Origin of the sequence: Halobacillus trueperi (assembly GCF_003386945.1) — a bacterium.
GTDB classification, from domain to species: Bacteria; Bacillota; Bacilli; order Bacillales; family Halobacillaceae; genus Halobacillus; species Halobacillus aidingensis.
Window position 1 is genome coordinate 1 of the sequence record NZ_QUAE01000027.1, and the last position, 13,683, is coordinate 13,683.

The 13,683-nt window shown below is 44.3% G+C and carries 14 protein-coding genes; 1 reads left to right on the forward strand and 13 read right to left on the reverse strand.

Annotated features, from left to right (window positions below; translation table 11 throughout):
• Nucleotides 1-348: 348 nt before the first annotated feature.
• The 11 genes from rplS to DYE48_RS19000 all read right to left on the reverse strand — a co-directional run bounded on the left by rplS (nt 349) and on the right by DYE48_RS19000 (nt 11,994).
• Entirely contained in the window at nt 349-693 is a 345-nt protein-coding gene (gene rplS, locus DYE48_RS18945; protein WP_089652436.1) for a 50S ribosomal protein L19, read from the reverse strand.
• A 127-nt stretch (nt 694-820) separates the two neighbouring features.
• Nucleotides 821-1,552: a tRNA (guanosine(37)-N1)-methyltransferase TrmD gene (trmD, locus tag DYE48_RS18950; RefSeq protein WP_115824935.1), complete on the reverse strand. Its 732-nt coding sequence runs from the start codon at nt 1,550-1,552 to the stop codon at nt 821-823.
• Nucleotides 1,552-2,067 carry a ribosome maturation factor RimM gene (gene rimM / locus DYE48_RS18955; protein ID WP_115824936.1) on the reverse strand — a complete coding sequence of 172 codons (516 nt, stop codon included), beginning with the start codon at nt 2,065-2,067 and terminating at the stop codon, nt 1,552-1,554. Before rimM ends, trmD begins: the two co-directional genes overlap by 1 nt.
• A gap of 8 nt (nt 2,068-2,075) precedes the next feature.
• Complete coding sequence (locus DYE48_RS18960; RefSeq protein WP_115824937.1) at nt 2,076-2,462, reverse strand: YlqD family protein; 387 nt, start codon at nt 2,460-2,462, stop codon at nt 2,076-2,078.
• Between the two features lie 90 nt (nt 2,463-2,552).
• Entirely contained in the window at nt 2,553-2,780 is a 228-nt protein-coding gene (locus DYE48_RS18965; RefSeq protein WP_089652440.1) for a KH domain-containing protein, read from the reverse strand.
• Nucleotides 2,781-2,802: 22 nt separating this feature from the next.
• Entirely contained in the window at nt 2,803-3,072 is a 270-nt protein-coding gene (gene rpsP, locus DYE48_RS18970) for a 30S ribosomal protein S16 (RefSeq protein WP_089652441.1), read from the reverse strand.
• Nucleotides 3,073-3,156: 84 nt separating this feature from the next.
• Nucleotides 3,157-4,497: a signal recognition particle protein gene (ffh, locus tag DYE48_RS18975; RefSeq protein WP_115824938.1), complete on the reverse strand. Its 1,341-nt coding sequence runs from the start codon at nt 4,495-4,497 to the stop codon at nt 3,157-3,159.
• 13 nt (nt 4,498-4,510) lie between these two features.
• Nucleotides 4,511-4,840: a putative DNA-binding protein gene (locus tag DYE48_RS18980; protein WP_115824939.1), complete on the reverse strand. Its 330-nt coding sequence runs from the start codon at nt 4,838-4,840 to the stop codon at nt 4,511-4,513.
• A gap of 75 nt (nt 4,841-4,915) precedes the next feature.
• Entirely contained in the window at nt 4,916-6,223 is a 1,308-nt protein-coding gene (ftsY, locus tag DYE48_RS18985; protein ID WP_115824940.1) for a signal recognition particle-docking protein FtsY, read from the reverse strand.
• Between the two features lie 13 nt (nt 6,224-6,236).
• Nucleotides 6,237-9,797 (reverse strand): chromosome segregation protein SMC, encoded by a 3,561-nt coding sequence (smc, locus tag DYE48_RS18990; protein ID WP_115824941.1) that lies wholly within the window; start codon nt 9,795-9,797, stop codon nt 6,237-6,239.
• A 916-nt stretch (nt 9,798-10,713) separates the two neighbouring features.
• Nucleotides 10,714-11,994, reverse strand: coding sequence for an IS110 family RNA-guided transposase (locus DYE48_RS19000; protein WP_115824943.1), 1,281 nt, complete (start codon nt 11,992-11,994; stop codon nt 10,714-10,716).
• A gap of 350 nt (nt 11,995-12,344) precedes the next feature.
• On the opposite strand from DYE48_RS19000, the gene DYE48_RS19010 reads away from it, so the two are divergent.
• Entirely contained in the window at nt 12,345-12,566 is a 222-nt protein-coding gene (locus DYE48_RS19010; protein WP_089652446.1) for a DUF1128 domain-containing protein, read from the forward strand.
• An 80-nt stretch (nt 12,567-12,646) separates the two neighbouring features.
• On the opposite strand, the gene rnc is transcribed toward DYE48_RS19010, so the two are convergent.
• On the reverse strand, nt 12,647-13,339 hold the full coding sequence (rnc, locus tag DYE48_RS19015) for a ribonuclease III (protein ID WP_089652447.1): 693 nt from the start codon (nt 13,337-13,339) through the stop codon (nt 12,647-12,649).
• 75 nt (nt 13,340-13,414) lie between these two features.
• Nucleotides 13,415-13,648, reverse strand: a complete 234-nt coding sequence (gene acpP, locus DYE48_RS19020) for an acyl carrier protein (RefSeq protein WP_035505393.1) — start codon at nt 13,646-13,648, stop codon at nt 13,415-13,417.
• Between the last annotated feature and the right edge of the window lie 35 nt (nt 13,649-13,683).

Below are 13,683 nucleotides of genomic sequence, written 5' to 3' on the forward strand. Positions count from 1 at the left end.
CAGGATAGCGGAAGACAGTCTCCCACGGTAAAGGGGTTCGTTTCTCACATGACCGAATGGGGTGGTTGGGAAGCTGCGAGACTCCCGCGGGAATGGATTGGCTGGCGAGACCCCGCAGTGCGAAGCATGAGGAGGCTTGCCGCCATCCCCGCAGGAAAGCGAGTAGCTTCCCAGCCACCCCTGACTCCCAATACGGCGAACGAACCCCAGAATATCTCGAATTCAAGTCTTCCAATCCTGCCATATACTTTAATAACTTGCCTATATATAGATCAACTCAAGCGTGCTAAAGAGCTAAATCTAAGTAGAAAAAAGGAGCTTGGCATCGCAAGCTCCTTTTCACTGAAATTAGATAATTTCTTTAATACGTGCAGCTTTACCGCGTAGGTTACGCAGGTAGTAAAGTTTCGCACGACGTACTTTACCACGACGAGTACGCTCAATCTTAGCGATACGTGGAGAATGAACTGGGAATGTACGCTCAACACCTGTACCGTAAGTAATCTTACGAACAGTGAATGTTTCGCTGATTCCGCCGTTCTGACGCTTGATGACAACACCTTCGAATACCTGGATACGTTCACGTGTGCCTTCGACGACTTTCACGTGTACTTTTACAGTATCACCAGGACGGAAATCTGGGTGATCCGTACGAAGTTGTTCTTTTGTAATGTCATGAATCAATTGTTGCATGATTTTCACTCCTTTTTAACTAATGCTCTTGTCTTCTAAGAGGCAGCGGAACATCGTTTTCCACTTAAACCGTACGTTTAAGCACAAAATTTAATATACCATATCCAGCGACAAACATCAACAGCACTCAGCTATTTTTCCACTCTTCCAACCACGATTGTTCTTTAGAAGATAATTCCCTTCCATCAAGCAAATCCGGCCTTCTTTCGAATGTACGCTTCAATGACTGATAGTGACGCCATTCATCGATTTTGGCATGGTTTCCTGATAAAAGGACATCCGGCACTTTATGACCTCGAAAATCGGCTGGTCTCGTATAATGCGGATGTTCAAGCAAGCCGCTTGAGAATGAGTCCATAGGAGCTGACTGTTCATTTCCTAGAACCCCTGGTAGAAGTCGAACAACAGAATCGATGACGACCATCGCACCCAGCTCTCCACCAGTAAGGACATAATCACCGATGGATATTTCATCGGTCACCAATTCCTGCCTGATTCTTTCGTCATATCCCTCGTAATGGCCACAAATAAAGACCAGATGATCCTCTTCTGAAAGTTCTTCTGCTTTTTGCTGGGAGTAGGGTTCTCCCTGCGGGCAAAGCAGAACAACTCGTGGAGGTTTTTCCGCAGAATCTTTGATGGACTGAATGCTATCAAAAATGGGTTGTGGGGATAAAACAAGGCCCGCTCCTCCCCCGTAAGGGTAATCATCGACTTTGTTGTGTTTATTTTCAGTGTAATCACGGAAATTCACATATTGATGTGAAAAGGCGCCTTGTTCCTGAGCACGCTTCATGATGGAATTCTGTAATACACCATCAAACATTTCTGGAAAAAGTGTCAAAATATCGATATGCATTAGTCCAGCAGCCCCTCTATTGGATCGATGATGATTGTCTTCCGCTCCGTATCCACTTCTTTAACGACAGGTTCGATATACGGAATGAGAACATCCGGCTGATTCTTCCGCTTCACAACCCAAACGTCATTCGCGCCAGGGGTAAGAATTTCTTTAATTTCTCCTAGTTCTTCACCTGACTCTAAAAATACGGTACACCCGATGATTTCATAAAAATAGAATTCATGGTCATCAAGCTCTACTTGATCGTCTTCTGATACCATCAGCTTTCCATTCTTGTAGCCTTCGACATCATTAATCGTAGGATGATCCTCGAAGCTTACAAGTTCGAAACCTTTATGAACCCGGTGTGTTCGAATGACCAGTGGTTTCGGCTCGTTGTTATCACTTACCCAATACAAAAGCTGACCTGGTTCGAATCGTTCATCAAAATCTGTGACGCGATGAACTTTGACTTCTCCTTTGATGCCATGTGTGTTTATAATTTTTCCAACATTGAATAACTGTTTTTCCATGAGTGCAATTACCTCGCTCGTATGACTTTTCCGTCTTCCACGACGATTTGACGATCCTGGATGACCTCTTCCCATTGATCGCCTTCTTTAACTTCAATCAGTGCCTGTACTTCGTCTGTTTCAAGCTCACTCCCATCAGGCAGGATATCCAATTGTCTGTGCTGATATTCAAGCCACTTCAGTTGATCTTTTCTTCTTCCGATTTCCTTTGAAAAACGGCGCTCCACTTCCTGTCTTGACACCCCGGGCTTGCGTTCTAATTTTTTCTGTTCAAATGAAAGCTGCCTGCATTCACGGTCCAGACGTTGATATCTTTCGTCGAACTTTTCCTTAATTTGCGCACGACTCGTCTCTGTCAAAATCTGTTTGACAGGTACTGTTCGGATGATCTGCATCTTTCGCCCGCCCCTCTGCCATTCCATGAGAATAGTAAAAAAGGGAAAAGGTTTCCCTTCTCCCTTCTTACACCAATAAAATTAGTTCTCTTACATGATATCCAAATAGATTCGTTTTTCAGAATCTGAACCTGCCGCATAGACGACAGTCCGAATCGCTTTCGCAATCCGCCCGTTCTTACCGATTACTTTCCCTACATCATCCGGGTGGACCGTAAGATGATAAACCACTTTATGATTTTCCTCTTTCTCATCCACCACGATGTCATCAGGATGATCGACAAGCGGAGTTACGATCGTTTCGATCAAGGTTTTCATGGGATCACCACTACTTTATGATTTATTGGTTTTTCTTATCGTGGAACTGCTTCATGATGCCTTCGTTAGAGAATAGGTTACGAACCGTGTCACTTGGCTTCGCGCCGTTTGACATCCAGTCGATTGCTTTCTCAGCATCAAGTTTAACCTCTACAGGGTTAGCAACTGGGTTATATGTTCCGATTTGCTCGATGATACGTCCATCACGAGGAGAACGAGAATCAGCAACTACTACACGATAAAATGGGTTACGCTTAGATCCCATACGTTTTAGGCGAATTTTTACTGCCATTTTTAACAACCTCCAAATTTCTTTAATGTTTCACACAGATTTAGATTTTAGCAGAACTTCAAGGGTGTGTAAAGGTTTTTTCCATTACATAAAAGGAAATTTCATTCCTTTGCCTTTTTTCCCTTTTGTATTGCTCATTTGTTTCATCATTTTCTTCATTTCTTCAAACTGTTTCAACAGTCTGTTGACCTCTGACACAGACGTCCCGGACCCTTTGGCAATCCGCTTCTTACGGCTTGCATTCATCACAGAAGGGTCCTGTCGTTCATTTTTAGTCATCGATTGGATGATGGCTTCAACATGAACGATCTGCTTGTCGTCGAACGACACGTTTTGAAGACCTTTCATTTTGTTCGCACCAGGAATCATATTTAAAATTTCATCCAGTGGTCCCATGTTCTTCACTTGCTCCATCTGCTCAAGGAAGTCCTCAAATGTAAAGGACGCATTACGCATTTTCGACTCCAGCTCTTTCGCTTGCTTTTCATCGACTTGCGTTTGTGCTTTTTCAATTAATGTAAGCATGTCGCCCATTCCAAGGATCCTTGACGCCATACGCTCAGGGTGGAAGGTCTCAAGCTGGTCAAGCTTCTCCCCCATACCTGCGAATTTGATCGGTTTACCTGTCACGGCTTTGATGGATAACGCGGCACCACCTCGGGTGTCTCCATCAAGTTTCGTGAGCAGCACACCGGTGACGTCGAGCTGCTCATCGAAGCTTTCTGCAACATTCACAGCATCCTGACCTGTCATGGCATCGACTACAAGGAAAATTTCATCAGGATTGACAGCTTCCTTGATTTCCTGCAATTCACCCATCAAATCACCATCAATATGCAAACGACCAGCGGTATCGATGAGCACATAATCGTGGTGCTCCTCTTTCGCTTTGGTTATCGCATTTTTGGCGATGTCGACAGGGTTTGCTTCGGTGCCTTCCTCATGGACAGGCATATCCAGCTGTTTTCCGAGTGTCTGCAATTGCTGGATGGCAGCTGGTCGGTAAACGTCGGCTCCTACGAGTAACGGTTTCCTGTTGTAGCTTTTACGCAACAGGTTCGCAAGCTTCCCGGTTGTCGTCGTTTTACCTGCACCCTGCAGACCGACCATCATGATGACCGTTGGAGGACGCTTGGCAACAGCGATTTTACTTTCATCGCCACCCATCAATTCTGTGAGCTCTTCTTTAACAACTTTGATGACTTGCTGTCCAGGGGTCAGGCTTTCCATGACCTCCTGGCCGACGGCGCGTTCACGTACACGCTTCACAAAATCTTTAACGACTTTAAAGTTTACATCGGCCTCGAGGAGGGCGAGACGGACCTCCCTGGTCATCTCTTTTACGTCTTGTTCGTTTACCTTCCCTTTGCCTTTGATTTTCTTGATAGTTTCCTGCAAACGGTCGGATAAACCCTCAAATGCCATCGAAGATCCCCTCCTATTCTAATTCTTGTAATTCGTGCAGCCATGATTCATAAGGGGCTGGCAGCTCGTCTTTCTTAAACTGAGCTTCCATTTCTTTGATCACTTTCTGCCGTTTTTCAAACTTCCCATATAGATGAAGCTTTTTTTCATATTCTTCAAGCATCGTCTCTGTTCGGCGAATATTATCGTACACCGCTTGACGTGAGACATCAAAGGTTTCCGATATTTCACCAAGAGAGTAATCTTCGAGATAATACAACTCCATATAGTTTCTCTGTTTAGGAGTCAACAACGATTGATAGAAATCAAAAAGATAATTAATCCGTGTCGTTTTTTCAAGCATGCTTGAAGCACTCCTTGTTAAGTGAAATGCCTTTACACATAAATATTAAAGGAACATGTACCTTCATGTCAAGGCTTAGGATAGTTCTTCTTCTTCATATTCTTCGATCATATCTGCAAACAGTCCATAAACGAAGGCATGAGCATCAAATGTTTCAAGGTCGGTCACTCTTTCTCCAAGGCCCACGAGTTTAACGGGGATTTCCAACTCATTTCGAATCGCAAGAACAATTCCGCCTTTCGCTGTTCCATCCAGTTTCGATAGGACAATACCGGATACATCCGTCGCTTCGGAGAAAGTTTTCGCCTGGCTCATGGCATTTTGCCCTGTCGTAGCATCGAGTACAAGCAGTACTTCATGAGGAGCACCAGGAACTTCGCGCTCAATGACGCGTTTCACCTTGGAAAGTTCATTCATCAAGTTCACTTTATTTTGCAAACGACCGGCAGTATCGCAAATGAGGACATCGGCATTCTTCGATTTTGCAGACTGGATGCCATCGTAAATCACAGCAGCTGGGTCGCTGCCTTCACTATGTTTCGTGACATTCACCCCTACACGTTTGCCCCACTCTTCGAGTTGCTCAATGGCACCTGCACGGAATGTATCTCCTGCAGCAAGAGTCACGTTCTTCCCTTCACTTTTCAGTCGGTGGGCAAGTTTGCCGATGGTCGTTGTTTTTCCTACCCCATTCACACCAACAAACAGGTAAATCGTCAAGCCGTCCGGGTTTTCATTCAACCCTTCAATTTCTTCAGCGCGATCATCACCATAGTAGATTTCAACCAGCTTTTCAGAAATGATTTCCTTCACTTTTTGAGGGTCCTGAACGTTCCTACGCTTCACTTCCATCTCAAGCTCTTCAATCATTTCCATGACGGTCGTAACCCCGACATCTGCAGAAATCAACACTTCCTCAAGTTCTTCAAAGAAATCTTCATCGACGGTACGGTAACGTGCGACGAGATCATTAATTTTAGTCGAGAATGAATTTCTTGTTTTAGCCAGTCCCATTTTAAACTTGGAAGCAATCGAAGCTTTTTCATCCTCTTCCAGGCTCTCTGCAGCATCATCTTCTGGCAATGATTCTTCAACGCCCTGCTCGTCTTCTTTATCCAGCGTTGATTCGACTGGCTCTTCTTCATCTGCTTCTGCTGCGTATTTTTCCCCATCCTCTGCAGGGGCCTCGGTTTCAGGTGTTTCTGTTTCTCCCTGAAGGTCTGTAACGTCCTGCTCATGGGTGTCTGCGGGGTCTACATCCGTTTCCAGAGGATGTTCCTGGTCGTCGGAATTCTCTGTTTCATGGACCTGCTGTTCCTCTTTTTCTTCTTCCGACTCTGGACCTTTTACGAATTTTTCTTTCAGTTTCTTAAAAAAACTCATCGACTCATCCTTCCTATGCTTCCAGTAATTCCGGTGTTTCTTCTAGTCTGACGGATACGAGTTTAGATACGCCTGACTCTTGCATGGTCACCCCATATAGGACATCCGATTCTTCCATCGTCCCTTTTCTGTGGGTGATGACAATGAATTGTGTCTTCTCACTGAATTCTTTCAAAAATTTAGCAAAACGATCCACGTTGGCTTCATCCAATGCTGCTTCCACCTCGTCAAGGACACAGAATGGCACAGGACGGACGCGCAGGATTGAGAAAAGCAGAGCGATTGCCGTCAATGCACGTTCTCCGCCCGATAACAAACTCATATTTTGCAGTTTCTTACCCGGGGGCTGAGCCACAATATCGACCCCTGTTTCTAACATGTCATTAGGATCGGTAAGTTGCAAATCGGCTCGCCCTCCACCGAACAGAGTACGAAAGACTTCACCGAATTCAGCACGGATTTTTGTAAAGGTGTCTTCAAACTTCCGCTTCATTTCACCATCCATTTCATTGATAACCGTGTGAAGGGTCTGTTTTGCTTCAAGTAAATCATCTTGCTGTCCCTTCAAGAATTCATAGCGTTCTTTAATACGGTCATACTCATCGATGGCTCCTAAATTCACGGTTCCAAGCTCTTCGATGGCCCGTTTGATCAGCTTGACCTTCGTTGATGCTTCATCAATATCGTCTACACCTGGGTAGTCCCTCTTCGCTTTCTCAAACGTCATCACATACTCTTCCTGCAAGTATTGAAGCATATTCTCAAGCTCTACGTCCAGCCGGTTGGCTTTGACTTCCTTTTGCTGCAAGTCTTGAATAAAGTTTTGATGTCTCCGCTTCAATTCCTTCAGCATCGCTTCAGCTTGCTGAATGTCCGCAGCAAGCTCTTGGCGCTCTTTTCTCTTCATCTCGATGGACGAAGTCGTTTCTTCCTTGTCTGTTCTCGTGCTTTCAATTTGAGCCTGAATCTCATCTTCAGTCTGATTGGAATCCTTGACCTCCATCAGTTGTTGATAAGAGACACGATTGCCTCGTAATTCCTGCTGTATCAGATCTTTCTCCTGCTGATAACGATCCGCTTTTTCTTTTTGGTTGTTTACCGCTGATTCTTGTTCGGCTAGTTGTATTTGAAGCTTCTGCCTGCGTTCCTGCAAGTTAGCCTCGTCTTCTTTCTGACGTTCTTTTGTTGTCGTCAACTCTTCGATCTTTGTATTAATCGATACCAGTTGGTCTTCTAAAGTCCGTAAGATTTCGTCAAGGTCGGTCAACTGCTGATCAGCGTGATGAGAGTCTTGATCGTACTGGGCCTGATCTTGATCGAACAATTGAAGTTGATCATTCAAATGGTCGAGTTTCAGCTGCATTTCCCTTTGATCGGACTGCTTTTCATACTCTTCTTTCTTTAATTCAGAAAGCTTCACATTCCACTGTTCTTTTTCCTCTTCTTGCTCTGCTAAGGTCGTCTTCAGCTTTTTCACTTTACTCTCCACATCTAACGCCTTTGCATCATAAGTGACTATCTTCTCACTAAGTTCCTGCAATTCCTTTTCTCTTGTGAACAAGGATTGCTTGGATTGTTTCTTCGCCCCTCCTGACATCGAACCACCAGGATTGACGACATCTCCATCAAGCGTTACAACCCTGTACTTTCGATTCAGCACACGGGCGATTTGGTTTGCATGCTCTAACCCTTCGGCAATGACGATATGACCAAGGAGGTGCTGGATCGGTTTTGAATGGGCTGTATCATATTGGATAAGATCGGCAGCAACTCCTACATACCCTGCTTGTTGTGAAAGCGATGCAGCGCCATGGACAGAACGAGGCTGAATGGAGGTAAGAGGAAGGAATGTCGCTCTTCCTTTATTGTTCGTTTTCAACCAGTGGATCGCCTGTCTTCCGGTTTGTTCGTCCTCCACGACAATATGCTGGGCCTGCGCACCAAGCGCTGTCTCAATCGCTGTCAAAAGATGGGATGGAATATCAATCAGTTCGAGTACAGCTCCATGAATCCCCTGCAACTGGCCTTTTTGAGAAGCCTTTAAAACTTCACGGACGCCGTGGAAATAACCTGAGAAGTCTTCTTTCATCTCTTCAAGCATTTCCTTCTTAGATCGCATGTTTTCCAAATATTGATAGCCCTTATAAAGCTTCTCCTGCCATTCCTGATACGTCTGTTTATTCTTTTCATATCTCTCGTTCAACTCTTGGACTTGAGATTCTAGCTCTTCCCGCTGTGTTGTCAGGGTTTCCAACTCGGCTGTCATAGAAGTCAACTTTTCTTCAAGCTTTGTGCGTTCACTTCTGAGATCTTTGAATTTATCGATCTGACTGCCTTTTTTGGAGTGAATTTGGTCCAGCTGTTTTTCTAAGAGTTGTTTCTCGTTTCGTTTGGCTGCCTGCTTATTCAGCAATTCGATATATTCACTCTTTAAGTCTTCAATCTCATCTTCTATTAGATGGATATCCTGTTTTAACGCTTGGGTCGTTTGATTTAACTCTTGCTTCGTATTTTCTCTTTTTTCTTTGATCTGTTTTAACTTTTGAGCTTCTTCTTCGGCAATCGCCTTTAAATTCACCAGTTTGTCAGAGAGATCCTCATAGGCCTCTTCCAATTTGGATTTGTTTTCTTCAAAATGCTTATGACGCTCTTTCATTAGTTGCTTTTTCCCCTCAAGATTTTCGAGGTCTCTCGTTAGTTCAAGCAACTTCGCCTGCATGTTTTCTATAGAAGCATCGAGGCTTTCTACATGATCCCTTTGTTCTTTTAGTGAAGCTTCATTCGTCTCGATTTTCTCACTTAACTCGTTTTCCTGGCCTCTGACTTCTTCCAGTTCTTTGAGAATTCTTTCCCATTCTCCGTGGACCTGCTGTATTTGAGTGATCAATAAAGAGATTTCAACATTCTTCAGCTCGTCTTTTTTCTCTAAGTAATCTTTCGCGACAGCTGCTTGTTCTTTTAACGGTTCAAGCTGACCATCAATCTCCCATATGATATCTTCCACACGGTTCAGATTTTCTTGTGTTTCCGACAACTTATATTCCGCTTTTTTCTTTCGCTGTTTGTACTTCAGAACTCCTGCCGCTTCTTCAAAAATGGAACGGCGGTCTTCTGCTTTGGAACTAAGAATCTCTTCCACTTTTCCTTGGCTGATGATAGAGAAAGCTTCCCTGCCAAGCCCGGAATCCATGAAGAGATCGACAATATCTTTCAAACGGCATGTCTGATTATTTATATAGAACTCACTTTCACCGGAGCGGTAAACGCGTCTCGTCACACTCACTTCCTGGTAATCCAAAGGCAGTGCCTGATCCGTATTATCAAGGGTCAAAGTCACTTCTGCCATATTCAATGGAGCTCTGGTTTCACTACCAGCAAAGATGATGTCTTCCATTTTACTACCGCGGAGCGAACGGGCTGACTGTTCGCCTAATACCCATCGAATCGCATCCGTTATATTACTTTTTCCACTACCATTCGGTCCGACGACAGATGTGACTCCAGAAACAAAATCAACAGTCACTCGCTCGGCAAATGATTTAAAACCTATCGTATCTAATTGTTTGAGGAACATATTCATCCTCCTGTATTTTCACAAATCTTTCATTCACTCAACTAATATATTTTATCATAAAGAACGGCCCTACGGTAGGAACCGAAAGCTACTTTTATTACACCTAGTAAAATCTCATTATTCAACATAAGCTCCCGATTGTGGAAGGCTCAATTTCGAGATGTTTCCCGGGCTTCGTTTGCCAAAATAGGAGTCAGGGGTGGTTGGGAAGCTACTCGCTTTCCTGTGGGGGAGCGCCGAGCTTCCTCGGACTGCGTCCTGCGGGATCTCGCCTATCTCCTTCTCCCACGAGAGTCTCGCAACTTCCCAACCACCCCATTCGATGCATGGAGATACGAACCCCTCTATCATGATGGGACGTCTTACACTCCAATCAGAAACTGGTAAAAAAGCGCTTCACATCAAGCTTTCACCGTCGGAATGACCAATTGGGGGGGGGGAGTTTTAAATTATCTACTTCGTTTGAGCATACAAGCAGAGATTACAGAGATTCTGAGAAGTGGTTTCGAGAGACCACACATGGTAAAGGGGCGGAGGGGAATGGCGAGACTCCCTCCGGAAATATTGATACATCAGGGTTCAAAGCTGTTTCTTGTCTTTCAAAAAAATTTTTCAAGCACTTGCTCATACAGTTATATCCTTTATTTTCGATTTTTGGAAATGAGGTGGACGCGTTGCGTTTCTCACTTGATTCTATGAGAGGCTCTTCTCGATTTAACGATGCTTCTCGGATCTCTGCTTTCTTATGAGGACGGACCCTCCCATGTCTCTTGGCGTCGTACGCCTTCATTCCTTCGTTCGGTCTCATCATAAGGCAGAGGCCGGCTTCTTTCTCCTGCATAGACTCGTGGTCTGTCGTCTCTCTTGGCGCCAGCTTCTCCATGTCATCTTATAAAAGGTACGGGAAAAAAGAAGGTCACGCTGCCTGTTTCAGACAGTGAAGGTCCTGTTTCATTCGTTCCTCATGAAAGTAGTTCTCGTGTTTGGATAAACCATGTAAAATCTTTAAGAGTTTTCCGCAAAGCACAACCATCGCTTCTTTTTTCTTCAAAGGATTCACCGGGCGAGTGATATAGTACTGATACAATTCGTGAAAGGCTTCGTTATTTCTCAAAAGAGGGAGGATAGCTTTAAATAAAAGACTTCGTAGCCGTTTCCTTCCACGCTTTGAAATGGTTTTTTGCCCTTTATACTGTCCGGAAGAGTGCTCGCGCAGTGTTAACCCCGCTAGTTTGATAAGTTGACGTGGGTTTTTATACTGTGTGAGTGATCCGGTTTCAGCCAACAGATCCAGAACTGTATGTGCGCTTATCCCTGGAATAGACACCAAGTATTCGAATTCATCGAATTGCTTCGCCAGTTCTTCCATGTGCTGATTAACCTCTTCCAGCTGCCGTTCACCCAAAAGGAATTGGGTAACCAAGGACTTCATATCGAGTCGAGCGATCTCTAAGCCTTCGGTAAGCCCAATCGATTGTCTGGCGACATCTTGAGCCTCATGAATCGTTTTCTTAGCCACTCGAAGTAGACCGCCTTCTTCTTTGTATATCCTGGCCAGTTCTTCCACGTCATGACGAAGAAGATCTTCCGGCAGGGGCGTGAACTTCAGTGTCACACAGGCGAGCTTATGGAAATCCTTGAAGACGGATTTGAATTCCGGAAAGTACTGGTCGAGCCATTGGATCATCTGGTTTTTTAGTCGGGCGATATCCTTCTTCAACCTCCATCTCATGGCGAAACCATTACGCAACTCGGCTTGAAAGCCTTCCGGGATCCTCGGGTAGAAAAAGCTTCCGGTGACCATCAGCTTCGCGATTAGCCGGGCATCCTTCGAGTCGTTTTTCGTTTGAAGGTTATCATCAAACTCCTGAGATTTCTTGACGTGCATAGGGTGAACCTGAACGAAGGGAAGATCCACTTCGAGAAGGAAAAAACCTAAGTTCATCCAATAATGTCCGGTCGGTTCAAACCCGATCAAGACGTGTTTCTTATCATAGCGATCTAGCCATTCTTCAACCTGTCGTTGGAAGGATTCAAACCCGTCCCGACTCTGGTTAAAAGGGATGGCCTTGCGCGTAAGTTCGCGCCCACGGTCATCTACCGGACACGCGTAATGGGTCTGTTTGGCGATATCAATGCCAATGACTAAGGTATCCTCTGTGATTTGATTTATTCGTTCATTCCGATTATCATTCAAAGGGAAGTCCTCCTTTTGATGTTTGTATTTGGTTGTACAAATGCATCATAACGGAGGGCTTTTTTTTATACAATAACCTCTCATCTAAATCCCACAGGAATCTCCTGCGGGAAAAAAGTGCATGGTGAGACCCCACAGGACGCAGTCCGAGGAGGCTCACCGCGCTCCCGCGGAAAGCGAGCCATTCCCCGCAGCCCCCATCCACTCAACAAAAGTCTCGAAACTGAGTCTTCCACCATCCTGCCAGTTACTTTAATAAGTTATAATATTAATGAAGGGTTTCAAAATTCGGCAAAGTCCTTTATCATATGTAATAGCCTATATAACGAGCCTTGAAGGAGGATTCATTTTTGAGTTTACAAGAACCGAACCAAGAAAACCTAGAAGTCATCATCAATGACATGGCAGAAAAACTACAGGTCGTGAACCGTTCCCTTATGGACCCAGAGGATTACGATCTCAATAAATACGAAGAAATCAAATCCCTTCACGATATTATTGAAATGAAAGGGCAATTAAGTGTTTCTGAAATCCAGGCATTTGTGCAGGAACTTGGTCAATACAGAAAATAACCAACCGCCACTAAAAAAAGACCGTTTTTCGAAGGTTCTCTCCGGAAAACGGTCTCTTTTTGATCACTTTTAAAGACGGATTATAAATGGGCTCCTTGATTTTCCAATGCTTGTTGAGCCGCTTTTTGTTCCGCTTCTTTCTTCGTACGGCCTACACCAATCCCACCGATGTCATCCTGGATCAGTACGTGAGCGATAAACTCCCGGCTGTGTGCAGGTCCTCTCTCTTCAACGATTTCATATTCGATTTTACTGTTTTTATCCCGTTGAATAAATTCTTGTAGCTGACTTTTGAAATCCATCGCATGAGAAAAAGCACCTTTTTTCACTTTTGGATACACATACGTTCTTAAGAACTGTATGACTGCATCGTAACCCTGGTCTAAATAAAGAGCTCCGATGAACGCTTCAAAGACATCAGCAAGCAATGCTGGTCGATTGCGCCCTCCTGTCAGCTCTTCTCCTTTACCAAGTAAAATCAGGTCTTGGAAATTCAGCTCATTCGCAAATTCTACTAATGAGACTTCACACACAATCGAGGCTCTGAACTTAGTAAGCTCTCCTTCAGCCATATCCGGGAACTCCCGGTACAAATACTGAGAGACTCCTAGTTCAAGAACGGCATCTCCCAAGAATTCCAGCCGTTCATTATCCTCCCGATCGGTTTTCCGATGCTCATTCACATATGATGAATGTGTAAAAGCCTGTTCCAGTAACGAGATATCATTGAATTGTAAATTTATCTTTTTCTGGAAACTGGAAAAATCATCCATAAATCACCTTGTCCTTTGCTATGAATTTCTTGAAAAATATAGGAAAGGCTGCCCGAATAACGGACAGCGATCCTATTACGACTGGCTGCTTATGTAATTCACAGCGTCGCCTACTGTATTGATTTTTTCAGCTTCTTCATCAGAAATTTCCATATCAAACTCGTCTTCAAGCTCCATTACAAGCTCAACGACATCAAGAGAGTCTGCTTCTAGATCTTCTTTGAAGGAAGCTTCCATAGTCACTTTAGACTCATCAACATCAAGACGATCGACGATGATTTGTTTTACACGATCAAATGTTTCTGCCATTGGAACCTCACCTCCCTTCAGTAATTATAGTAATG

Bases quoted from the DNA above. Each gene is read 5' to 3' on its own strand.
- trmD (WP_115824935.1), bottom strand. From the start codon at position 1,552: ATGCATATCGATATTTTGACACTTTTTCCAGAAATGTTTGATGGTGTA.
- smc (WP_115824941.1), bottom strand. From the start codon at position 9,797: ATGTTCCTCAAACAATTAGATACGATAGGTTTTAAATCATTTGCCGAG.
- rnc (WP_089652447.1), bottom strand. From the start codon at position 13,339: ATGGATGATTTTTCCAGTTTCCAGAAAAAGATAAATTTACAATTCAAT.
- rimM (WP_115824936.1), bottom strand. From the start codon at position 2,067: ATGGAAAAACAGTTATTCAATGTTGGAAAAATTATAAACACACATGGC.
- DYE48_RS18960 (WP_115824937.1), bottom strand. From the start codon at position 2,462: ATGCAGATCATCCGAACAGTACCTGTCAAACAGATTTTGACAGAGACG.
- rplS (WP_089652436.1), bottom strand. From the start codon at position 693: ATGCAACAATTGATTCATGACATTACAAAAGAACAACTTCGTACGGAT.
- DYE48_RS18965 (WP_089652440.1), bottom strand. From the start codon at position 2,780: ATGAAAACCTTGATCGAAACGATCGTAACTCCGCTTGTCGATCATCCT.
- ftsY (WP_115824940.1), bottom strand. From the start codon at position 6,223: ATGAGTTTTTTTAAGAAACTGAAAGAAAAATTCGTAAAAGGTCCAGAG.
- DYE48_RS18980 (WP_115824939.1), bottom strand. From the start codon at position 4,840: ATGCTTGAAAAAACGACACGGATTAATTATCTTTTTGATTTCTATCAA.
- ffh (WP_115824938.1), bottom strand. From the start codon at position 4,497: ATGGCATTTGAGGGTTTATCCGACCGTTTGCAGGAAACTATCAAGAAA.
- rpsP (WP_089652441.1), bottom strand. From the start codon at position 3,072: ATGGCAGTAAAAATTCGCCTAAAACGTATGGGATCTAAGCGTAACCCA.
- acpP (WP_035505393.1), bottom strand. From the start codon at position 13,648: ATGGCAGAAACATTTGATCGTGTAAAACAAATCATCGTCGATCGTCTT.